21 protein-coding genes are annotated in these 22682 nt (G+C 32.7%); 10 read left to right on the plus strand and 11 right to left on the minus strand.

Going from position 1 to position 22682, the window contains the following annotated elements:
• Positions 1–89: 89 nt before the first annotated feature.
• From DKT72_RS14230 to DKT72_RS14245, 4 genes are all read right to left on the minus strand, one after another.
• Positions 90–1613 (minus strand): NupC/NupG family nucleoside CNT transporter, encoded by a 1524-nt coding sequence (locus tag DKT72_RS14230; protein ID WP_235841718.1) that lies wholly within the window; start codon positions 1611–1613, stop codon positions 90–92.
• Between the two features lie 11 nt (positions 1614–1624).
• On the minus strand, positions 1625–2242 hold the full coding sequence (locus DKT72_RS14235; RefSeq protein ID WP_111309407.1) for a bifunctional nuclease family protein: 618 nt from the start codon (positions 2240–2242) through the stop codon (positions 1625–1627).
• A 119-nt stretch (positions 2243–2361) separates the two neighbouring features.
• Complete coding sequence (locus DKT72_RS14240; RefSeq protein ID WP_111309434.1) at positions 2362–3321, minus strand: electron transfer flavoprotein subunit alpha/FixB family protein; 960 nt, start codon at positions 3319–3321, stop codon at positions 2362–2364.
• A gap of 107 nt (positions 3322–3428) precedes the next feature.
• Positions 3429–4175: an electron transfer flavoprotein subunit beta/FixA family protein gene (locus DKT72_RS14245; protein WP_111309408.1), complete on the minus strand. Its 747-nt coding sequence runs from the start codon at positions 4173–4175 to the stop codon at positions 3429–3431.
• A 270-nt stretch (positions 4176–4445) separates the two neighbouring features.
• Here DKT72_RS14245 and DKT72_RS14250 point away from each other — a divergent pair, with 270 nt between their 5' ends.
• On the plus strand, positions 4446–5423 hold the full coding sequence (locus DKT72_RS14250) for a pyruvate dehydrogenase complex E1 component subunit beta (protein ID WP_111309409.1): 978 nt from the start codon (positions 4446–4448) through the stop codon (positions 5421–5423).
• Positions 5424–5486: 63 nt separating this feature from the next.
• Positions 5487–7982 carry a DUF5686 and carboxypeptidase-like regulatory domain-containing protein gene (locus DKT72_RS14255; RefSeq protein WP_111309410.1) on the plus strand — a complete coding sequence of 832 codons (2496 nt, stop codon included), beginning with the start codon at positions 5487–5489 and terminating at the stop codon, positions 7980–7982.
• 15 nt (positions 7983–7997) lie between these two features.
• On the opposite strand, the gene clpX is transcribed toward DKT72_RS14255, so the two are convergent.
• From clpX to DKT72_RS14285, 6 genes are all read right to left on the minus strand, one after another.
• Positions 7998–9230, minus strand: coding sequence for an ATP-dependent Clp protease ATP-binding subunit ClpX (gene clpX / locus DKT72_RS14260; protein WP_111309411.1), 1233 nt, complete (start codon positions 9228–9230; stop codon positions 7998–8000).
• Between the two features lie 73 nt (positions 9231–9303).
• Positions 9304–9978, minus strand: coding sequence for an ATP-dependent Clp endopeptidase proteolytic subunit ClpP (gene clpP / locus DKT72_RS14265; protein ID WP_111309412.1), 675 nt, complete (start codon positions 9976–9978; stop codon positions 9304–9306).
• Between the two features lie 139 nt (positions 9979–10117).
• Positions 10118–11446 (minus strand): trigger factor, encoded by a 1329-nt coding sequence (gene tig / locus DKT72_RS14270; protein WP_111309413.1) that lies wholly within the window; start codon positions 11444–11446, stop codon positions 10118–10120.
• Positions 11447–11582: 136 nt separating this feature from the next.
• Complete coding sequence (locus DKT72_RS14275; protein ID WP_111309414.1) at positions 11583–11936, minus strand: phage holin family protein; 354 nt, start codon at positions 11934–11936, stop codon at positions 11583–11585.
• Positions 11937–11966: 30 nt separating this feature from the next.
• Positions 11967–12734, minus strand: a complete 768-nt coding sequence (locus DKT72_RS14280) for an alpha/beta fold hydrolase (protein WP_111309415.1) — start codon at positions 12732–12734, stop codon at positions 11967–11969.
• Positions 12734–13447: a pyridoxine 5'-phosphate synthase gene (locus tag DKT72_RS14285; RefSeq protein ID WP_111309416.1), complete on the minus strand. Its 714-nt coding sequence runs from the start codon at positions 13445–13447 to the stop codon at positions 12734–12736. Before DKT72_RS14285 ends, DKT72_RS14280 begins: the two co-directional genes overlap by 1 nt.
• A 109-nt stretch (positions 13448–13556) precedes the next feature.
• Here DKT72_RS14285 and DKT72_RS14290 point away from each other — a divergent pair, with 109 nt between their 5' ends.
• From DKT72_RS14290 to murI, 8 genes are all read left to right on the plus strand, one after another.
• Positions 13557–14216, plus strand: a complete 660-nt coding sequence (locus DKT72_RS14290; protein WP_111309417.1) for a CBS domain-containing protein — start codon at positions 13557–13559, stop codon at positions 14214–14216.
• A gap of 3 nt (positions 14217–14219) precedes the next feature.
• Complete coding sequence (locus DKT72_RS14295) at positions 14220–15101, plus strand: NAD kinase (protein ID WP_111309418.1); 882 nt, start codon at positions 14220–14222, stop codon at positions 15099–15101.
• A 99-nt stretch (positions 15102–15200) separates the two neighbouring features.
• Positions 15201–15887 carry a type IX secretion system protein PorG gene (porG, locus tag DKT72_RS14300; RefSeq protein WP_111309419.1) on the plus strand — a complete coding sequence of 229 codons (687 nt, stop codon included), beginning with the start codon at positions 15201–15203 and terminating at the stop codon, positions 15885–15887.
• A 1-nt stretch (position 15888) separates the two neighbouring features.
• Positions 15889–16632 (plus strand): undecaprenyl pyrophosphate synthase, encoded by a 744-nt coding sequence (uppS, locus tag DKT72_RS14305; RefSeq protein WP_111309420.1) that lies wholly within the window; start codon positions 15889–15891, stop codon positions 16630–16632.
• On the plus strand, positions 16562–19249 hold the full coding sequence (locus DKT72_RS14310) for a BamA/OMP85 family outer membrane protein (RefSeq protein WP_111309421.1): 2688 nt from the start codon (positions 16562–16564) through the stop codon (positions 19247–19249). Before uppS ends, DKT72_RS14310 begins: the two co-directional genes overlap by 71 nt.
• A gap of 276 nt (positions 19250–19525) precedes the next feature.
• Positions 19526–20506 (plus strand): OmpH/Skp family outer membrane protein, encoded by a 981-nt coding sequence (locus tag DKT72_RS14315; protein ID WP_111309422.1) that lies wholly within the window; start codon positions 19526–19528, stop codon positions 20504–20506.
• Between the two features lie 31 nt (positions 20507–20537).
• Positions 20538–21041, plus strand: a complete 504-nt coding sequence (locus DKT72_RS14320; protein ID WP_111309423.1) for an OmpH/Skp family outer membrane protein — start codon at positions 20538–20540, stop codon at positions 21039–21041.
• A 64-nt stretch (positions 21042–21105) separates the two neighbouring features.
• Positions 21106–21885, plus strand: a complete 780-nt coding sequence (gene murI / locus DKT72_RS14325) for a glutamate racemase (RefSeq protein WP_111309424.1) — start codon at positions 21106–21108, stop codon at positions 21883–21885.
• Between the two features lie 112 nt (positions 21886–21997).
• Here murI and DKT72_RS14330 read toward each other — a convergent pair.
• A partial coding sequence (locus tag DKT72_RS14330; RefSeq protein ID WP_162623319.1) for a hypothetical protein occupies positions 21998–22682 on the minus strand: 685 nt, incomplete at its 5' end.

Genomic DNA, 22682 nt, shown 5'->3' on the forward strand with positions numbered 1-22682 from the left:
AATGTTTTTTTAATAAATAAACCTTAATTATTAAGAGTTTATCAACCACTTAAGTTTTGATTTTATCTTAGTAAAACATATTACTAAAATTATCCAATAATCATCCCTGCAATAGTAGCAGAAATCAATGAGGCTATAGTACCCCCAAGCAAGGCTCTCATACCAAATTCTGAAAGGGTCTTACGCTGTCCAGGAGCTAAAGAACCAATACCTCCAATCTGAATACCTATGGACGCAAAATTTGCAAAGCCACATAACATATACGTAGCAATGATAATCGATTTCTCAAATTTTAAATGAGTAACACTCGCTACATTTTTAAGGTCTGCTAATTGAATATATCCAACAAATTCACTAGCTGCAAGTTTAATACCTAATAGTTGCCCCATAAGTGCCATATCTTCTTTTGCCACACCAATAATCCACATAAGGGGTGCAAAAATATAACCTAAAATAAGCTCAAGAGACAAACTTTGGTAAACGGTATGACTAGAGACCCACAAATTAATACTCGTTACATCACCAAACCAACCTAAAATTCCATTAAACATAGCTATAAAAGCAACAAAAACCAACAGCATCCCACCAACATTCACGGCTAATTTCAAACCTTCTGTAGTCCCATTGGCAATAGCATCCAAAAAGTTAGTTCCTATAACTTCCTGTGACACACTAACATCATTATTAACGTCTTCAGTTTGTGGATATAATATTTTTGAAATAACAATCGCCCCTGGAGCTGCCATAACTGAAGCGGCTAAAAGATGCTTGGCATAAAACAGTCTTAATACTGGATCCTCACCTCCTAAAAAGCCTATGTATGCAGCCAATACGGCGCCAGCTACTGTTGCCATACCTCCAATCATAACCAAAAGCATTTCAGACTTATTCATTTTTTCCAAATAGGCCTTAATTAATAAAGGTGCTTCGGTTTGTCCTAAAAAAATATTTCCTGCAACGCTTAAACTTTCGGCTCCAGAAACTTTCAAAAATTTTGAAAGCAACCATGCCATGCCTTTAACTACTTTTTGAATGATACCTAGATAAAACAAAACAGATGTTAATGCTGAAAAGAATATGATAGTTGGCAATACTTGAAATGCAAAGATATAGCCGAATTTTTCTTGATCAACTACCAGACCCTCAAATAAAAACTGGCTTCCTGCCCTAGTGAATTCTAAAACACTTACAAAGAGGCTACCCACAAATTCAAATATGGTTTTTACAAATTCAACCTTTAAAACACCTATGGCAATAAGTAATTGAAAAGCCAATCCTAAAATGACAATTTTCCAATCTATTGCTTTTCTATTTTTACTAAATAAAAAGGCTAAAAATATTAAAAAACCCATCCCTAAAATACCCCGAAATAAACTATTTAATGAAAAGCCTTGACTTGGTATGATGGTTTTTATTTCTGACGATTGAGGAATTTCTTGTAAACTTTTATTTTGAAGTAGGGATGGATTTGTTGAATCTGAACTTATTAAAGTTAACTGGGTTTCATCCTGATCTTGATCTATAACCGAACTATTTTTTATACCTGATTCTTGTGCTAGTAAAGTTGATACACTAAATAAAATAACAAAAACAGATAAAAAAATTTGCTTCATATATTTGAATATTAACGCTTAGAAATTTCATCCCTAATATGTGCCGCTTTCTCGTAATCCTCATTACTAACAGCTTCATTTAACATATTATGAAGTTCTTCTAATGTTTTTGTGGAATAATTTTCTTTAGAAAATGATGGTTCAAGATTGTTATCTAATAATTCATCCATTAAAATACTATCTTGATTTTCATCTTCTTTTTGTTTTTTAGACTCTACTTTTAAATAAATTCCAGCCTTATCTAAAATATTTTTATAAGTAAAAATAGGTGCTTCAAAACGAAGGGCCAATGCAATAGCATCACTAGTTCTAGCATCAATAATTTCTTCAATTTTATCACGCTCACATATTAAACTTGAATAAAATACACCATCTACAAGTTTATGGATAATTACTTGTTTAATAACAATATCAAATCTATCAGCAAAATTTTTAAATAAATCGTGGGTTAAAGGTCTGGGAGGTTTAATTTCCTTTTCCAAAGCAATGGCTATGGACTGGGCTTCAAAAGCACCGATTACAATAGGAAGTTTACGGTCTCCATCCACTTCATTCAATATTAGTGCATACGCACCATTCTGGGTTTGACTATAAGATATTCCCTTTATATTTAATCTAACTAAACTCATAATTTATAAAAACGCAAAGAACCGTTTAAATTAGGACTTTACCAAACTGCCTAATACCGTTTTATTAAAAAACCGAATTTAACAGACTTTTTTCGCTTATACAATTTATAAAAAATAATTTACTGTTGCGCTTTAAAGGCTTTTAATTTTTCAATTAGCTCTGGAACCACTACAAAAGCGTCACCAACCACACCATAATCAGCCGCTTTAAAGAAAGGTGCTTCTGGATCTATGTTAATAACCACTTTAACTTTTGAGGCATTAATTCCTGCTAAATGTTGAATAGCTCCAGAAATTCCTATAGCAATATATAAATTGGCAGCTACAGGTTTTCCTGTTTGCCCTACATGTTCGCCATGTGGTCTCCAACCCAAATCCGATACTGGTTTAGAACAAGCCGTAGCAGCACCTAAAACCGATGCTAATTCTTCAATCATGCCCCAATTTTCTGGACCTTTCAAACCTCTTCCTCCCGACACAACAATGTCCGCATCAGCAATACTCACTTGACCAGATACTTTATCTACCGACTCTACTTTAATACCAGATTCTGCTATAGACGGAGAAAACGCTTCCTCGGAAGCATTGCCAGAAGTTTCGACCAATCCAAAAGAATTATTAGAAACTCCTATTATTTTCACATCTGTATTAATTTGTATAAACTCAAAAGCTTTATTAGTAAAAGCGGTACGCTTCACTGTAAATGGTGAAACACTTGTTGGCACAGAAATAACATTAGACGCATAGCCGGCATTAAGTTCTACGGCTAATAATGGTGCTAAATACTTACTATTGGCACTCGAGCTAACAATCACAACTTTTGTTCCTTCTTTTTCTGCTGCTTGCTTTATTACATTTGCGTACATTTTAGCATTAAAATCATCTAACTGCGTGTTAGTTACATTTAATACTTTATCTACACCATAAATTCCTAATTTAGAAGTATCAATTGCATTAATCGTTATGGCAGTAACCGTTGTTCCCAATTGATTGGCAACTGTTTTGGCATAAGAAGCCACCTCAAAAGCCACTTTTTTAAATTTCCCTTGTTCTGATTCTGTATATACTAAAACTGACATATTTTTTTGTTTTGTCATTCCTGCGAAAGCAGGAATCTGTTTATTTAATTCTTTCGTGGATTCCTGTCTCCGCAGGAAATCAAAGATTCGACTTAACTAATGACAACTTAAATCACTTTTGCTTCGTTATGAAGTAAGTTTATTAATTCATCCAAATTATCGGGAGACACCAATTTAATAGCACCTTTTACCGCTGGTTTCTCAAATTTTGTAGAGGTCGTTTCTGCGTTAGCATCCACAGGTTCTAAAACCGTTAATGCTTTTTGACGCGCCATCATAATGCCTCTCATATTTGGTATACGTAAATCACTTTCTTCAACCAAACCTTTTTGGCTCCCAATGACCAATGGTAATGTTGTGGACACCGTTTCTTTTCCACCATCAATTTCTCTTATGGCTTTAACTGAATTCCCATCAATCTCTAAACCAATACAGTTGTTTATAAAATTGGAATTGGTTAGACCCGCTATCATTCCTGGCACCATGCCCCCATTATAATCAATAGACTCCCTACCAGCAATAATCACATCGTAACCTCCATCCTTAATAACTTTTGCTAATTGTTTGGCAACAGAAAAACCATCTGTGGCAACGGCATTTACGCGTATGGCAGCATCTGCCCCAATGGCCAATGCCTTACGAAGCGTTGGTTCAGTTTCCGGTCCACCAACATTAATAACAGTTACTTCTGCCGCTTGTTTTTCTTTAAACCACATGGCACGAGTTAAACCAAATTCATCATTTGGGTTAATTACAAACTGTACACCACTGGCATCAAATTTAGTGTCGTTATCAGCAAAGTTGATTTTTGAAGTGGTGTCTGGTACATGACTTATGCAAACTAGTATTTTCATTAATCAATTATTTAAAACATTAATATTTTACTTGTATTCTTAAGTAGAAACAGAAAAAAATCGCATACTAAAACAGAATACAATGAGTTAAAAGCACTGTAGCTTTTTTTATAGATTTTATGCTACGAAGTTAATTATTTTATTCTGAATAATTACTATGCACGCATAATAAATTTAAATTATTCTTTTAATAAAAGTACGCCATTTATTCCTATTTTTGCAATTCAATTTACTAAGATCCTCAAGTAACGAGGAAGATAAAATAAGCGAATGAAAACAATTCAATTTAGAGAAGCTATTTGTGAAGCCATGAGCGAAGAAATGCGCAGAGATGAAAGCATTTATTTAATGGGTGAAGAAGTTGCAGAATATAACGGTGCATACAAAGCATCAAAAGGCATGTTAGATGAATTTGGGGCTAAACGTGTTATAGACACGCCAATTGCCGAGCTAGGTTTTGCTGGTATTGCGATTGGCTCAACAATGACAGGCTGCCGACCCATCGTTGAGTATATGACGTTTAACTTTTCGCTTGTGGGAATTGATCAAATCATCAATAACGCTGCAAAAATCAGACAAATGTCTGGAGGACAATTCAATTGCCCAATCGTTTTCCGTGGCCCTACAGCTTCTGCTGGTCAATTGGGGGCTACACACTCGCAGGCATTTGAAAGTTGGTTTGCCAATACGCCTGGATTAAAAGTCGTGGTACCTTCGAATCCTTACGATGCCAAAGGACTTTTAAAAGCGGCTATACGTGATAATGATCCTGTTATTTTCATGGAGAGCGAACAAATGTATGGCGATAAAGGCGAAGTTCCTGAAGGTGAATATGTTATACCTTTAGGTGTTGCAGACATTAAACGTGAAGGTACCGATGTAACTATTGTATCTTTTGGTAAAATCATAAAAGAAGCTTACAAAGCTGCCGATGAATTGGCTAAAGAAAATATCTCTTGTGAAATAATAGATTTACGTACCGTAAAACCTATGGACAAAGAAGCTATTTTGAAATCAGTAAAAAAAACAAATCGTTTAGTCGTTTTAGAAGAAGCATGGCCTTTTGGAAATGTCGCTACCGAAATCACTTACATTGTACAATCGGAAGCTTTTGATTATTTAGATGCCCCAATTGTAAAAATTAATACTGCAGATACACCGGCACCCTATTCACCAGTTCTATTTGCAGAATGGTTACCAAACAGTGAAGATGTTATAAAAGCAGTAAAAAAAGTTTTATATAAATAAATTAAAACATTTTACGTTATATAAACTTCATTAGCATTGTTGTTGATGAAGTTTTTTTATATTATGAAATTAAGACTAGCTATTGCCCTATTTTTATTCGGAACCATATCCCTACTCGCTCAAACCAAAGTAAGCGGTTATGTATTTGACGAAAACAACCAATCGGTTCCCTTTGCCAATGTCTTATTCAAAGGTTCTACACAAGGCACCATTACAGATGAAAATGGTAAATTTTATTTAGAATCCGAACAAACTTGGAACACTTTAGTGGTGTCATTTATTGGCTACCAAACACTTGAGATCCCTCTTGAGAAAAAGGTTAATTATGATTTAAAATTCACATTGGCAGAAGAAGCTTCTCAATTACAACAGGTATTTATAACCACAGGGAAACAGCCTAAAAAAAATAATCCTGCCATAGATATTCTAAGAAAAATATGGGAACATAAACGAAAAAACGGCTTAAAAAAATTCGATCAATATCAGTACAGTAAATACGAAAAAGTAGAATTTGACATTAATACGATTGATAGTGCCTTAATGAAGAGTAAACTCTTTAAAGGCATGGAATTTGTTTTTAACCAAGTCGACACATCAAGTGTTACTGGAAAAACCTATTTACCGATGTTCATCAACGAAGCCGCTTCTGATGTATATGGGGATAATATTCTTAATAAGAAAAAAGAAGTTTTAAAAGGAAATAAAAATTCAGGATTTAGTGACAATCAAACCATCATAGATTTTGTTGGCCAACTGTATCCAGACTTTAATGTATATGACAATTATTTACAGTTTTTTGATAAAGGGTTTGTAAGTCCATTGTCAAGAACAGGTATCAATACTTATAACTATGTATTGGCAGATAGCTCATTTATAGACAATAAATGGTGTTATAATATTATTTATTATCCTAGAAGGAAAAATGAATTAACTTTTAAAGGTGATTTCTGGGTAGCCGACACCACATATGCTATTAAGGAAATTAATTTACAAGCATCAAAAAGTGCCAATATTAACTGGGTAAAAGACATTTATATAGAACAAGAATTTGAAGTCTTGAACGACTCTGTGTTTCTTATAAAACGAGATTATATGATGTCTGATTTTGCTTTTAGCAAAAAAGAAACTTCGCATGGTATTTATGGCAAGCGTACCACGTTATATGATAATTATGAGTTCGATAAAATAAAGGATAAAAAATTCTATGATGAAGAAGTTTATAATTACGATAAAGATATATATGATAGGGATGACGATTTTTGGGCAGAAAATCGTTTAGAGAATTTAAATCAAGATGAGAAAGGTGTTTACAAAATGTTAGACACTTTAAAAACAGTCAAAAAATTTAAGCGTCTTTACAATTTAGGAAGCATCTTGGCATCTGGCTATATTGAGTTCAACACACTACCATTAGATTACGGTCCTATATTTTCAACTTTTGGATATAATGAAGTTGAAGGATTACGTTTACGCACAGGCTTAAGAACCTATTTTGGCAGAAATGATTTATGGCGATTAGAAGGGTTTTTAGCTTACGGATTTAGAGACGATAAATTTAAATATGGCATTTCAGGAAAATGGCTCATAGATAAGAAAAATAGATTCATAATTTCAGGTGGAAACAGACGGGATGTTGAGCAAATTGGAGCTAGTTTAACAACCTCTACGGATGTATTAGGTCGAAGTTTAGCTTCATCGTCCATTGTAGGAACAGGCGCTAACAATAAGCTAACATCCATAAATCTTACTAGTTTAGCATTTGAACTTGAACCTTGGCGGAATTTCATAATGAGGTTAGGTGGAAATTACAGAACTTTAGAATCTGCTTCACCAACTTTTAGCTTGGATTATAACACACCTAATGGTATTGAATCAGAAATAAAACAATTTGAATCTTCTTTTTCAATATCTTATTTCCCTGGTAGAAAAATGACCGGTTTTGGTGTAGAACGATTGGTTGCCAATGATAACTTTGCAAGTCTTTTTGCACAAGTTACTAGGGGTGACAAACGTATATTTGATAGTGATTTTGACTATACCAAAGTTCAGCTTTCATATATTCAGCCTTGGCTAGTTGGTGGTTTTGGAAGACTGACCACAACCATAGAGGCCGGGAAAACTTTTGGTGAGGTGCCTTTAGGCTTATTAAGTGTTATTCCCGGAAATCAATCCTATTTCTCAATATACAATACCTTTTCTCAATTAGATTATTATGAATTTGTTTCAGATACTTATACATCATTTCATTTAGAACATAATTTCAATGGCCGTTTCTTTTCTAGAATTCCATTTTTAAGAAAATATAATTTAAGGGAAATTGTAAGTTTCCGAGGGGTTTGGGGAGATCTTTCAGATAAAAACATCGCTTTAAGCACTACAAGCAACCCAAATAGTATCCCATTATTAGCCCCTAATGATAAAGTGTATTATGAATATGGGTTTGGAATTGGTAATATTTTTAAAGTCTTTAGAATTGACTTTAACTTTAGAGGAAATTATCTTGAAAAAGAAAATGCCCGTAAGTTTGGAATTACAGGCACATTCGGATTTTATTTTTAAACTTATTCTTAAAACCTAAGACACTGCTTTTAGTTTTTTCAATGTCGTTTTTGTTATTTTATCTTCCGCATACATTTTAGTAACGTTCAATTTCTTTTCATCGCTACTAGGCAATTCAAACATAGCATCGGTTAAAATTTCTTCACATAAAGAACGTAATCCTCTAGCCCCAAGTTTATATTCTATGGCTTTTCCAACAATATAATCTAAAGCACCATCAGTAATGCTAAACTCTATATTATCCATGGTAAACAACTTCTTATATTGTTTTATAATGGCATTTTTAGGCTCGGTAAGAATAGCTCTTAATGTTTCTGCATCTAAAGGATCCATATAGGTCAATACAGGTAATCTTCCTATAATTTCAGGAATCAAACCAAAATCTTTTAAATCTTTAGGAATAATATATTGCAATAAATGGTTTTTGTCTACAACATCATCAGAAATTGAGGCACTATAACCTACCGCTTGCATATTCAAACGTCTAGAAATAACACGCTCGATACCATCAAAAGCACCACCAGCAATAAACAATATATTTTCAGTATTTACTTCAATGAATTTTTGATCTGGGTGTTTTCTGCCTCCTTTTGGCGGAACATTAACAACTGTTCCTTCTAACAATTTTAAAAGTGCTTGTTGAACACCTTCTCCTGACACATCACGAGTTATGGAAGGATTATCACTTTTACGAGCTATTTTGTCTATTTCATCAATAAACACAATACCTTTTTCTGCTTTTTCAAGATTATAATCTGCTGCCTGAAGTAAACGCGTTAAAATACTTTCCACATCTTCACCTACATAACCCGCTTCTGTTAAAACCGTTGCATCTACAATAGCTAAAGGTACGTTAAGCATTTTAGCAATGGTTTTTGCCATTAAGGTTTTACCTGTTCCTGTTTGACCAACCATGATGATATTACTTTTTTGAATATCGATATCGTCATTTGTTGCAGGCTGCAATAAACGCTTGTAATGATTATAAACTGCCACAGACATAACTTTTTTAGTGGCATCTTGACCAATGATATACTGGTCTAGAAATTCTTTAATCTGTAAAGGTTTGCGTAATTTTAATTCCGCAGATAAATCGCCGCTATCACTTTGTTTAGATTCTTCAATAACAATACCGTGGGCTTGCTCAATACATCTATCACAAATATGTGCGTCTAATCCTGCTATTAATAAATTCGTTTCAGGTTTTTTTCTACCACAAAACGAACATTCTAATTGTTCTTTTGCCATTAATCATTTGTTTAAATGAGAGAAAAATGATATTAATTCTCTAATTAGAATTTATAAAATTACAAAAAAATGTTTAACTGCGAGCTAAAACCTCGTCAATCATACCATATTCCTTGGCTTTATCAGCTTTCATCCAATAATCTCTATCACTATCTTCATAAACTTTGTCGTAAGGCTGACCTGAATGCTTACTAATTATCTTATAAAGTTCTTCTTTTAAAATTAATATTTCTCTTGCTGTAATTTCTATATCACTTGCTTGTCCTTGAGCACCACCTAAAGGTTGGTGAATCATTACTCTTGAGTGCGTTAACCCACTTCGTTTTCCTTTTGCACCGGCACAAAGCAACACCGCACCCATAGAAGCAGCCATACCTGTGCATATAGTGGCAACGTCTGGTTTTATAAACTGCATGGTATCATAAATTCCTAAACCAGCATATACACCTCCTCCAGGAGAATTGATATACATTTGAATATCCTTGTTAGCATCAACACTTTCTAAAAACAATAATTGTGCTTGAACAATATTAGCGATGTTATCATTAATTCCTGTTCCAAGAAACAGAATACGATCCATCATTAAGCGTGAAAAAACATCTAACTGGGATATGTTTAATTGACGTTCTTCAATAATATAAGGTGTCATGTTAGCTGGATACATGCTACTAATGATTTTATTGTAATATGTACTGCTAATACCTTGGTCTTTTATAGCGAATTTTTCAAATTCCTTACCGTAATCCATAGTAATTTTATGTTATAATACTTTAAATTAAACCCTCGATAATATAACCTGAGTCTTTTATTTTATACTTAATAAATAAAGCGCTTTAATGTAAAAATTAAAGCGCCTAAATATAAGGAATAATTATTTAAATGATAGTTTATTTGTCTCCGTAAACTTCTTTAACAAAGTTTTCATAAGTCAATTCTTTAACCTTTAAATTTGCTTTTTCTTTATACAACGCTATAAGTTTTTGACTTATAAGTTGTTCTGAAATTCTACGAGCTTCATCTTGATTTGATAACACACGTGCCGCAATATCATCTAACTCTTTATCTGACGGATCTAATTGGCCAAATTGTGCCATTTGTGCTTTTATCATATCTCTTGCATGACCTTTAATATCCTCAAGAGTTACCTGTATATTATTATCTGTAATTAATTTACCTTCAATTAATTGGTAACGTAAACTTTTTTCAGATTTTTCATATTCTTCTTTAGCCTGATCGTTATCCATAGGTTTTTCACCTGCAGTTTGCATCCATTTTTGTAAAAACTCTGCTGGCAAATCAAACTTGGTATTGTCAACTAAATATTCCGTAACATCATTTAATAGTTTTTGATCTGCTTGTTGTTTGAATTGTTTTTCAGCGTCTTCTTTTATTTTGTCTTTCAATTCAGTAACCGAATTCACATTTCCTTTTCCAAATAATTTATCAAACAAATCTTGGTCTAAATCTGCCAATTCACTTTTTGTAATTTCGGTAATGGTAAATGTCACATCAATATCCAATCCATGAACGTCATCATGACTTAATTTTAAAGCGTGCATTAACTCATGATCATCTTCATAAAGTCCTTTAGTGTTTAATGTAATAACATCTCCAACTTTAGCACCAATAAATTGTTTTTGGGTTGCTTTACCTTTAAACTTATCTAACGTTAACGTTACTGTATTTTCAATATTACGCTCTTCATTTTTGTAAACACCAGTAATATTACTATCTGCTTCAACAGCGCTTTGAGACACTAATTTTCCGTATTGTTTTTGAATACGTTCCACTTGCTCATCAATCATTTTATCATCAGCAATAATAATATATTGATCGATTGGTTGTTTGCTGTTTAAATTAACTTCAAATTCCGGAGCTAAACCCAATTCAAATTCAAAAGAAAATCCATCGGAATCCCAATTTATATTATCTTGTGGCTTTGGCAATGGTTGCCCTAAAACATCTAGCTTCTCTTCCGTTAAATATTTGTTTAAGGCATCTTGCAATAACTTGTTTACTTCATCTACCAAAACAGCTTTTCCATACTGTTTTTTAACCATTCCCATCGGCACTTGCCCTTTTCTAAAACCTGGAATATTAGCCGTTTTACGGTAATTGGTCAGGATTTTTTCTACTTTGGCAATGTAATCTTCTTTAGCAATATCTACTTTTACTACAGCATTTAATGCATCTACGTTTTCTCTTGTAATATTCATTTTAAATGATATAAAACCCTAATAGGGGATTTAACAAAAAGCCTTTTTATAGCTTGAATTTTTTGTAACTGAAATTGGGATGCAAAAATATAACTTTTTTACATCCTAACAAAGTTTTAATATACTGTATTTTAGACTAGTTATTAGGTTCTTTTAAAAGCGAATGTAGAACGGATTGAAGTATAGATAACAAGACACTAAATAAAATAGCCACCCATATACTGCTTACAGAAAACCCAGCAATAAGTTGATCTGCCAAAAGAATGATTAAAGCATTCACAATAAGCAAGAATAAACCTAGGGTAAGAATGGTTATTGGCAGCGTAAAAATAACCAGAATTGGTTTTACCAATATATTCAAAACAGATAATACAACAGCAACAATAACTGCTGTAACAAACTTATCTCCAGATAATTCCACACCTGGCAAAAAATAAGCCAATATAAATACCGCCAAGGCATTTAACAAGAGTTTTATAATTAGATTCATTTTAATGAGTTTTGATTAAAAATACAAAAATTATTGTTCAACAAACTGAATCACAGCATCAAAAAAGCCATCGGGGTTTTCGGCATGTAACCAATGTCCAGCATTTGGAATGGTGATAATTTCAGCTTTAGGAAAATGATTCTTTATAATATCCTCGTCTTCAATTCCAATATACTCAGACCTATCACCCCTTAAAAACAATGTGTCTTTTTCAAACAACGCTTGGCTTGGCAAAGGCTCTCCGATTTCACCCACTTCATTTTTTAAAACTTCTAAATTCATTCGTAAAGCAAGCCTGCCTTTTTCAATCCAATATAAGTTTTTTAGCAAAAATTGTCTAGTACCTAAATCGGATACATATTTACTCAAAACATCATCGGCTTCCCCTCTACTTTTTATGTCGTCAAAATTCAAGGCACTTAATCCATTTAAAATACCATCATGATGTATTGGATAAAAACGAGGAGAAATATCAGCAACTATTAATTTGGAAACCATTTCTGGATATTTTGCCGCAAACAACATAGCTGTTTTACCACCCATGGAATGCCCAAGTAAAATAATATTATTCAAACTATGGGCATCACAATATGTTTTTAAATCTTTTACAAGAACATCGTAATTAAATTCATTGCTATGGAAACTATGCCCATGGTTTCTTTGGTCGACCAAATGAACCTGAAAACCCGTTTCACTAAACTTTAGCCCCATGGTTTTCCAATTATCATTCATTCCCAAAAATCCATGAAGAATAACAAATGGCTGTCCTTCTCCTAATATATTTGAATGTAAAAGCATTATTTTAATTTATGTAAATACATTTGAATAACATTCTCGACCCCAAGATATAAACTTTCCGCTATAAGCGCGTGACCAATAGAGACCTCTAATAAATTGGGGATATTGTCATTAAAAAACTTGATATTATCTAGGGACAAATCGTGTCCGGCATTAATTCCCAGCCCTAATTCATTTGCCAAGATAGCACTTTCTGTATAAGGCTTGATAGCATCTTTATATCCTAAATCATATTGGTGCGCAAAACCTTCGGTGTATAATTCAATCCTATCAGTTCCTGTTGCTTTTGCCCCTTCAACCTGTTTTAAAACAGGATCCACAAAAATGGACGTCCTAATACCGTTTTGCTGAAATTCTTTAATCACGTCAATTAAAAAGCCTTTATGCTTAATGGTATCCCACCCTGCGTTAGACGTTATAGCATTTTCAGCATCTGGAACCAATGTCACCTGAGTTGGTTTGACCTCTAGAACCAATTTCATGAATGATTCGACAGGATTACCTTCAATATTATATTCGGTATACACTTCTGGCTTCAAATCTCGCGCATCTTGATAACGAATATGACGTTCATCTGGCCTTGGATGTATGGTAACACCTTCAGCACCAAACCGCTGCACATCTTTTGCAAACTGAACGACATTAGGTACATCACCACCTCTCGAATTTCTTAAGGTAGCTATCTTATTAATGTTTACACTTAACTTTGTCATGAATTCATTTTAAAATGCAAAAATACAAAGTAGAACAGGCAGACATACTTTTTTTTTGATTAATTTGCAGACATATTTAACTAGTGAAAATAAAAGGAAACATCGACCGATGAAACTTTCAGAATACATTATTAACGATATAAAACCCTTAAACAGGAATAGCAAAATAAGTGATTTGCAATTGTTATTCAATGAACTTACCTATTCGCATATTCCCGTTGAAAATGATGATCATGTTTTTTTGGGGTGTTTTTCCCAAACTGATGCGCATTGTTTTGAAACCGACAAAACCTTAAGTCAATACGGGTATGCCATTGAGGATTTTTTTGTGAGGAACAAAACTTTATGGTTAGATGTACTGGAAGCTTTTGCTCGCAACTCTACTAATATCATGCCTGTTTTAGACGAAAACAACAAGTATTTAGGATATTATGAATTGAATGATATTATTAGTCTTTTTGGCGAATCTCCATTTTTCACAGCTCCTGGCGGCATTGTTGTCATAGAAAAAGGTGTTAACGACTATTCATTAAGTGAAATAAGTCAAATTGTGGAATCTAACAACGGAAAAGTTCTCGGGGCGTTTGTGTCTAGAATGAAAAATGATGTTATACAAATAACCGTAAAAATTGGCAATGTAGGATTAAGCTCTATCATTCAAACATTTAGACGCTATAGCTATAATGTAGTTTCTGAACATGAAGAAGACAGTTATACAGAGAGCCTTAAAGAACGATCGGATTATTTAAACAAATACTTAAATATTTAAGGTATGAAGGTTGCTGTTTTTGGAAGATTTTACAATAAAACGACGTCGAGTTCTGTTGAAACATTATTTAACTACTTATTAAAAAAAGATGTAGACGCTTATATAGAAACTGAATTCTATAACATCATAAAAGCAGAAGCGCCCAACAACAACTATTCAAACTTTAAAACATTTGATGATTTAGATAAGTCTTTTGATTTACTTGTAAGTGTTGGAGGTGACGGTACTATTTTAAGAGCCATAACCTTTGTAAAAGATATAGACATTCCTATTATTGGGATTAACACGGGGCGTCTAGGTTTTTTAGCAACCATTCAAGTAGATGGTATAGAAAATGCCATTCAAGATATTATTGATGGTAAATACACCATTTCAGAGCGCACCTTATTATCCGTAGAAACTGTACCGGAAAATGCTGATATCACGCCTCTTAATTTCGCTTTGAACGAAATAGCCGTTAACAGAAAAAACACTACCTCCATGATATCCGTAGAAACCTATTTAAATGGTGAATACTTAACATCTTATTGGAGCGATGGTTTAATAGTAGCTTCACCAACGGGTTCTACAGGTTATTCGTTAAGCTGTGGTGGTCCTGTAATAACACCCGACACCAATAGCTTTATTTTAACGCCCATAGCACCACATAATTTAAGCGCCCGCCCATTAGTAATTCCAGATTCCACAGAAATACATCTTAAAGTTACGGGTAGAGAAGATAATCACTTAATATCTCTAGATTCCAGAATAGCCACTTTAGATAATAATACACTCATAAAAATTAAAAAAGCGCCATTTAAAATTAAAATGATCGATTTGCTGAATGAAAGCTTTTTAGATACGCTTCGCAAAAAACTACTTTGGGGAGAAGATAAGCGTAATTAAACAATAATTTCTGCTAAATGTTGTTTTAAAGCCATACAAATCAATTCAAATTGCTTTGGGCTAATCTTATTTATTATATTTGCAAACTTTTAAATTATTATGAGGTATATAACCATAATTATTATAAGCATTTTTAGCATTCAATGTAGTCACTCTCAAATTAATGAACTTGGCTTGTATGTTGGTGGGAGTAATTTTATTGGCGATGTTGGTGCTACAGATTACGTATCACCCAACCAATTGGCTTTGGGTGCGGTTTATAGATGGAACAGAAGTTCTAGACATTCGTATAGAGCCTCATTGATTTTTAGCAATTTAAAAGGTGATGATTTAAAGTCTGAGGACCCTCGACGCACGCAAAGAGGCTATAATTTTAAGAATAAAATAATAGAAGGCTCAGTTGGAATGGAACTTACTTTTTTTGATTTCGATTTACATTCTGAAAAAAAAATGGCCACTCCTTATTTGTATTCAGGGGTAACTATTACAAATTATAAGGATTATTATTTTCAAAATGGTGTTCAAACCTCCGAAAATGCTTCAAGTTGGGCATTTGGTATCCCAATGGCCATTGGTTTTAAAACCACATTTATTAATAATTTTATTTTAAGTTTTGAAGTTGGTGCTCGATATACATTCAGTGATGCTATTGATGGAAGTTATCCTAACAATACCAACCATATAGCAAATAGATTCGGGAATATTAATAATAATGATTGGTATATGTTTTCAGGTATTATATTAACTTATACCTTTGGGCAAAACCCTTGTTATTGTGTAAACTAAAATGAATTCACTAGAAAGCATACAAGCAAAAAAATTACCTAAGCATGTTGCCATTATTATGGATGGGAATGGTCGCTGGGCAAAAAAGCATGGCATGATACGTACTATCGGACATGAAAATGGTGCAAAAGCAGTCAGAGAAGTTGTAGAAGGTAGTGCAGAACTTGGTATAGAAAACCTAACACTTTATGCATTTTCTACAGAAAACTGGAATCGACCAAAATTAGAAGTACAAACACTCATGAAATTGTTAATCTCTTCTTTAAGAAAGGAAATAAAAACACTTCATGAAAACAATATAAAACTTTGTGCTATTGGCACACTCGACGCACTTCCATCCAAGGTTCACAAAGAATTATCTGAGGTTATTGAAAAAACCAAGAACAATAATAGAATGACTTTAACCATTGCTCTAAGCTATGGTTCACGGGAAGAACTCATAAATACAATAAAAGAAATTAGTATTAAAGTTAAAAATAATATAATTTCGGCAGAAAAAATTGATGAATCAATTATAAATGAGCATCTTTACACGCAAAATTTACCAGACGTAGATTTACTTATAAGGACGAGCGGGGAGCAACGTATAAGTAACTTTTTACTATGGCAAATTGCTTATGCCGAATTGTATTTCACAGAGACACTTTGGCCTGATTTTACTAAGCAAAATTTGCATGAAGCTATTATTGAATATCAAAAAAGAGAAAGACGATTTGGGAAAACAAGTGAACAACTTAGCCAGTAAACTACTTACAAAAACATATTATATAAAACAATGCCTTGCACTGTTAATAATTGCAATCAGTTTTAATGTAACTGCTCAAGACTCATCTTATGATAGTGGTAAAAAGTATACATTAGGAGGCGTTACAGTTTCCGGAAACACAACCTTTAACGAACAAACCATTGTAGCCTATTCTAGATTAAGTAAAGGACAAGAAATTACCATTCCTGGAGGTGAAGAGATTGGTAATGCTATTAAAAAACTTTGGGGTTCTAATTTATTTAGCGATATTGAAGTTTATGTAACTAAAATTGAAGGTGATGTTGCTTATTTAGAAATTCACCTTTCAGATTTACCCCAGCTTAATGAAGTTAAAATTAACGGTGTAAAAAAAGGAAAAGTCGAAGCTATTATTAAAGAAAACAAATTAGATAAAGGAACAAAAGTTACCGAAAACCTTAAATCTACTACAAAAAATTATCTTACTTCAAAATACCAAAAAGAAGGTTTTTACAATACAAAAGTTAATATAAACACTGTTGAAGTAAAAGACTCGTTGCAAATTGCCCGTGTTAACATGGTCGTTAATATAGACAAAGGGAAAAAAGTAAAAATAAAGGATATTGTTATTACTGGAAATGATGTTTTAAGCGATAAAAAGCTTAGAAAAAGCATGAAAAAAACCAAACAAATAAATCCTATACGTATCTTAAAGCGTTCAAAATATATAGAAAAAGACTATAAAGAAGATTTAACCAAACTGATAGATAAATATAAAGAAAACGGCTATAGAGATGCGCGTATTTTATCTGATAGTTTAATTGTAAATAGTGACAAAACCATTTCACTGCATATCAATTTAGAAGAAGGTGAGCAGTACAAGTTTGGTGATATTACATTTATTGGGAATACCGTTTACACGAATGAACAATTAACTAGGCTTTTACGTATAAAAAAAGGGGACGTCTATAATGGTGTATTATTACAAGAACGGATACAAGATGAAAGTCCTGATGCGGATGATATAGCAAACGCCTACCAAAATTATGGTTATTTATTTTCTTCAATAAACCCAGTAGAAGTCAGTGCAAACGGGAATGTAATTGATATGGAAATACGTATCTCTGAAGGCAAACCTGCTTATTTTAGCGATGTATCTGTAGTTGGTAACGACAAAACCAACGACCATGTTATTTACAGGATATTACGTACGCGACCAGGTAATTTGTATAGCAAAGCCAATGTCGTACGTACAGTTAGAGAGCTTGGTCAATTAGGCTTCTTTGATGCTCAAGAAATAACGCCTACTTTTCCTCCTGAACTTACGAATCCTAACGAGGGTACTGTAGGAATTAAATATTCTGTAAAAGAAACAGGATCAAGCCAAATAGAACTGCAAGGCGGTTATGGTGGTGGTGGTTTTATTGGAACGCTTGGGTTGTCTTTTAACAATTTCTCCATAAAAAACCTATTTAATAAAGATGCTTATAAGCCAATTCCAATGGGTGATGGTCAAAAGCTAGCATTACGCCTGCAAGCCAGTCAATTTTATCAAACCTATAGTTTTTCATTTTCTGAACCTTGGTTAGGTGGCAAAAGACCTGTACAATTCTCTACCTCTATATCTCAAACAAAACAATTTCTTTACGATCCTATAAACAGAAGAGCTGATAAAAGCAAAAGCTTTAATATAACCGGTATTACTGTTGGTTTAGCAAAGCAACTAACTGTTCCTGATGATTATTTTGTATTATCACAAGCCGTAACTTTCCAAATTTATGACTTAAATAATTACAACACTGGTCTCTTCACATTTGGAAATGGAAGTGCAAAAAACTTGTCTTATACCATTGGGCTAAGTAGAGATGATACCAATATAGACCCTATTTTCCCAACAGGTGGTTCTAGATTTAGTATTGTTGGAAAAATGACCATTCCATACTCCCTCTTCAATGGTGTTGATTATAAACAATTATCGAAAGAATATGATAGTGAAGTCATAAAAAAAGTAAATGCCTCTAGTACATCATCTCCCGAATATATTTCTGCGAGTAAAAGAATTGGTGAAATCGACCAAGAGCGTTACAAATGGCTGGAGTTTTATAAAGTAAACTTTAAAGGAGAATGGTTCACTCAAATCACAAAGAACTTAGTATTAAAGCCCAGTATGGAATTTGGTTTTTTAGGTGCTTATAATAATGATAGAGGTGTCATCCCTTTTGAACGCTACTTCTTAGGAGGTGACGGCATGGGCAGTTATAGCTTAGATGGTAGAGAAACCATTGCTCTTAGAGGGTATCCAAACCAATCTATACAACCTGTTGATAGTAATGGACTTACTATTAATGATGGTGCAACCATATACAATAAGTTTTCATTAGAGTTACGTTATCCAATTACCTTAAAAGCATCTGCTAAAATTTATGCATTAGCTTTTATGGAAGGGGGTTCTGCTTATAATGGATTTAGAAATTACAATCCCTTTAATATATATCGTTCTGCTGGTTTAGGTGTTCGTATTTTTATGCCCGCTTTTGGTTTGTTAGGAATAGATTTTGGTCATGGATTCGATCCTCTACCTGGCGAAACAGGCAGTCATGGATGGGAAACTCACTTTATCATTGGACAACAATTTTAATAATAATTTTTGGCACGATATTTTCTATTAATACTTTAATTATCTGAAATGTTAAATGATAAATTTTTGAAAATTGTCCTGAATGCTTTAAAAAACATGCTATCTGAGACCATTAGAAACAAATAAATTTAATCAGATAAAACAAGAATTAAAATTTTTAAGATTAAATTTCGTTAATTTTGAAAATATAGTTCAAAAAGGAAATAGATTTCAAATAAAAATCATTTGTCTTTTTTAGAATTTATATGATAATACATTATAAAATATTAAAAACAGATGAAACATAACGTTCTTTTTTTATTGACATTGGTTCTCATGTGTAGCTTTTATTCAAATGCGCAACGTGGTGTAAGAATTGCTTATATTGATACAGAATACATATTAGAAAATGTTCCCGAATATCAAGAAGCCATGATTCAGCTAGATAGTAAAGCTGAGAATTGGAAAAATGAAATTCAAACAAAAATGTTACATGTTGAACAAAAGCGAAAAGATTTAAGTAATGAAAAGGCTTTACTCACAAAAGAACTTATTGACGAACGAGAAGAAGATATATCTTTTGAAGAAAAAGAAATTTTAGACTATCAGCAAAAACGTTTTGGACCAAATGGAGATTTAATGATTCAGAAAAGGCAATTAATGCAACCTATTCAAGATCAAATTTTCTCAGCAGTTCAAGATATGGCAGCAAGCAGAAAATATGATTTCATTTTTGATAAGTCATCTGATGCCGTCATGCTATATTCGGCAAAGCAATTTGATTTGAGTGAGCAAATATTAAGGAGTATTACAAGAGCGTCAAAACGAACACAAGCAGAAACTAAAGCTGAAGTTAGAGCTGCTGAAGAAGAGGAATTACTTCCTGAAATAAATGAAGAACTGGAAGCTCGTGAAAAAGCATTAGAAGAAAAAAAAGCTGAACGTGAAAGTGCTATAGAAAAACGCAGACAAGAAATTTTAGAAGCTCGTGAAGCAAAACAAAAAGAAGCTGATGCCAAACGTCAACAAATTTTGGAAGAACGCGAAAAGGCCAAACAAGAAAAATTAGATGCTAGGAATAATGTGTCTAAAGATCCTGAAAGTGAAACTGGAACAACTACAAAAGAAGTAGTAACAAAAACAAGAGAACAACTTATTGAAGAAAATAGACAAAAAAAATTAGAAGAACGAGCCGCTAGACAAAAAGAACTCGAAGATAAAAAGAAACAAATTTTAGAAGAACGACAAAAAATAAAAGATAGTATAAACAATAATTAAATAATTTATAACACATTAATATACATTTAAAATGAAACAATTAAAAACCCTATTATTAGCAACTGCATGCATTTTAACCGTAAGTTTTACACAAGCGCAAAGCAAAATTGCTCATATAAATACGAATGATTTAATTTCTGCTATGCCAGAAATGAAAGCTGCTCAAACAGAACTGGAAACATTTTCAAAAACATTGCAAACAGAGTTACAATCCTTAGGTACAGAATTACAAAACAAATCAAAACAATATACTGCTGAAGCACCTACTAAAACTCAAGAAGAAAATGATAAGAGACAGCAAGAATTAATGACTATGGAACAAAATGCTCGTGAATTTCAAAATACAGCACAAAAACAATATCAAGAAAAACAAGAAACACTTTTAAAACCTATTACAGAAAAAGCTAGAGTTGCTATCTTGAAAGTAGGTAGAGCTCAAGGTTTTGATTATGTTTTAGACTCCTCAGTTGGAGTAACCATAGTGGCCGATGGGAAAGATTTACTTAATGATGTAAAAAAGGAATTAGGCATCTAATTTTAAAACAAATAAAATTACTTAAAGCTGTCTTTTTACAAGACAGCTTTTTTATTTTTGTTACATGAGCACACAACCTATTGGCATTTTTGATTCTGGAGTTGGAGGGACTTCCATTTGGAAAGAAATCCATAAACTTTTACCAAATGAGAACACCTTATATTTAGCAGACAGTGCCAATGCTCCTTACGGCTTAAAGGGGAAAAAAACCATCATTAACCTCAGCATTAAAAATACTGAATACTTAATTGATAAAGGCTGTAAACTTATTGTAGTGGCCTGTAATACCGCCACAACCAATGCAATTAGTGTTTTAAGAGAAACTTATAACATCCCTTTTATAGGTATAGAACCTGCTATTAAACCAGCGGCTTTAAACACACAAACAAAAGCAGTAGGTATATTAGCTACCAAAGGAACGCTATCAAGCGAGTTGTTTCATAAAACCACTAATTTATTTGCAAGTAACATAAAAGTGATAGAATGCATTGGTGAAGGTCTCGTTGAACTTATTGAAAGAGGTCAATTGGATTCTGACGAGATGAGCGCTTTATTAAAAGTGTATTTAAAGCCTATGATAGACGCTAATATCGATTATTTAGTTTTGGGCTGTACACATTACCCATATTTGATACCCATGCTTATTGATTTGCTCCCCAATCATGTTAAAATCATTGATTCGGGAGAAGCAGTTGCACGACAAACTAAAGCTGTTTTAGAAAAGTACAATCTACTAAGCACAAAAACTATTCGTCCTAAAAATAAATTTTTTACAAATGGAAATCCAGAGATTATGCAATCGCTTTTAGATTCAAAATTTAAAGTAGATATTTTGGATTTTTAATCAAATTTTATGTTTTTTTAAATCTTTCCTAGAAATCTATAATTTTAAGAACCCAGAAATAAATATTTAAGTAAAAAAAGCACAGATTTCAATTAAAATCTGTGCTTTTTATCTAAAATTCAATAATAGCCGAAGATATCCTATCATTCCAATTCCTTTTGCATAAAAACCCACAACTATATTTCACATCTTTTAAATTCGATATTTGTACATAATAAGTAGGTCCTGGTCTTGCATCTAATATCAGTACCTTTCCTCCATAGTTTGGATGTTCATAAAGGGTTATTTTAGCCAAATTGACATAAACAGAACTTATTGCATCATTAAGATTTCCAAATTGTTGATTATAAAAGCTTAACGGAAACAAACTAGACCCAGGTCTATTACCATAGGAAGATGCAGTATTTGCTAAATTGTTAAAATCTGGTATCATTAAAGGACCACTACCAGTGTAAGAAGTAATATAATATCCTTTAACATTGAATATATAATCCTTGTTAAGATACAAATAAACTTCATTTATAAAATTAGGATATGTAGGTAATGTTTCAGAAATAGTACTAACACTAGTTTGAGAAGCTATGGAACTTTTGTTTGTATTTAAATTCTTGTTAAAAATAGATTTTTTTTCATTTTCTTCATACAAAGATGATGACTCGTAATCTTTAAGATTATTAAATAAATGCAATATCGAATCATTAATTAGTACTGTTGTCAGTTGTTCATGATCTTTGTAAGCTTCCCTTAAAACCGAACTGTTTAAAAGTGTAAAAATAATATTAACTTTAAACAGTAAT

It is taken from the genome of Confluentibacter sediminis (genome assembly GCF_003258355.1).
In the GTDB taxonomy this organism is placed as follows: domain Bacteria; phylum Bacteroidota; class Bacteroidia; order Flavobacteriales; family Flavobacteriaceae; genus Confluentibacter; species Confluentibacter sediminis.

Excerpts from the sequence above, each read along its gene's own strand:
- DKT72_RS14230 (WP_235841718.1), bottom strand. The coding sequence starts at position 1,613 with ATGAAGCAAATTTTTTTATCTGTTTTTGTTATTTTATTTAGTGTATCA.
- DKT72_RS14235 (WP_111309407.1), bottom strand. The coding sequence starts at position 2,242 with ATGAGTTTAGTTAGATTAAATATAAAGGGAATATCTTATAGTCAAACC.
- DKT72_RS14240 (WP_111309434.1), bottom strand. The coding sequence starts at position 3,321 with ATGTCAGTTTTAGTATATACAGAATCAGAACAAGGGAAATTTAAAAAA.
- DKT72_RS14245 (WP_111309408.1), bottom strand. The coding sequence starts at position 4,175 with ATGAAAATACTAGTTTGCATAAGTCATGTACCAGACACCACTTCAAAA.
- DKT72_RS14250 (WP_111309409.1), top strand. The coding sequence starts at position 4,446 with ATGAAAACAATTCAATTTAGAGAAGCTATTTGTGAAGCCATGAGCGAA.
- DKT72_RS14255 (WP_111309410.1), top strand. The coding sequence starts at position 5,487 with ATGAAATTAAGACTAGCTATTGCCCTATTTTTATTCGGAACCATATCC.
- clpX (WP_111309411.1), bottom strand. The coding sequence starts at position 9,230 with ATGGCAAAAGAACAATTAGAATGTTCGTTTTGTGGTAGAAAAAAACCT.
- clpP (WP_111309412.1), bottom strand. The coding sequence starts at position 9,978 with ATGGATTACGGTAAGGAATTTGAAAAATTCGCTATAAAAGACCAAGGT.
- tig (WP_111309413.1), bottom strand. The coding sequence starts at position 11,446 with ATGAATATTACAAGAGAAAACGTAGATGCATTAAATGCTGTAGTAAAA.
- DKT72_RS14275 (WP_111309414.1), bottom strand. The coding sequence starts at position 11,936 with ATGAATCTAATTATAAAACTCTTGTTAAATGCCTTGGCGGTATTTATA.
- DKT72_RS14280 (WP_111309415.1), bottom strand. The coding sequence starts at position 12,734 with ATGCTTTTACATTCAAATATATTAGGAGAAGGACAGCCATTTGTTATT.
- DKT72_RS14285 (WP_111309416.1), bottom strand. The coding sequence starts at position 13,447 with ATGACAAAGTTAAGTGTAAACATTAATAAGATAGCTACCTTAAGAAAT.
- DKT72_RS14290 (WP_111309417.1), top strand. The coding sequence starts at position 13,557 with ATGAAACTTTCAGAATACATTATTAACGATATAAAACCCTTAAACAGG.
- DKT72_RS14295 (WP_111309418.1), top strand. The coding sequence starts at position 14,220 with ATGAAGGTTGCTGTTTTTGGAAGATTTTACAATAAAACGACGTCGAGT.
- porG (WP_111309419.1), top strand. The coding sequence starts at position 15,201 with ATGAGGTATATAACCATAATTATTATAAGCATTTTTAGCATTCAATGT.
- uppS (WP_111309420.1), top strand. The coding sequence starts at position 15,889 with ATGAATTCACTAGAAAGCATACAAGCAAAAAAATTACCTAAGCATGTT.
- DKT72_RS14310 (WP_111309421.1), top strand. The coding sequence starts at position 16,562 with ATGAAGCTATTATTGAATATCAAAAAAGAGAAAGACGATTTGGGAAAA.
- DKT72_RS14315 (WP_111309422.1), top strand. The coding sequence starts at position 19,526 with ATGAAACATAACGTTCTTTTTTTATTGACATTGGTTCTCATGTGTAGC.
- DKT72_RS14320 (WP_111309423.1), top strand. The coding sequence starts at position 20,538 with ATGAAACAATTAAAAACCCTATTATTAGCAACTGCATGCATTTTAACC.
- murI (WP_111309424.1), top strand. The coding sequence starts at position 21,106 with ATGAGCACACAACCTATTGGCATTTTTGATTCTGGAGTTGGAGGGACT.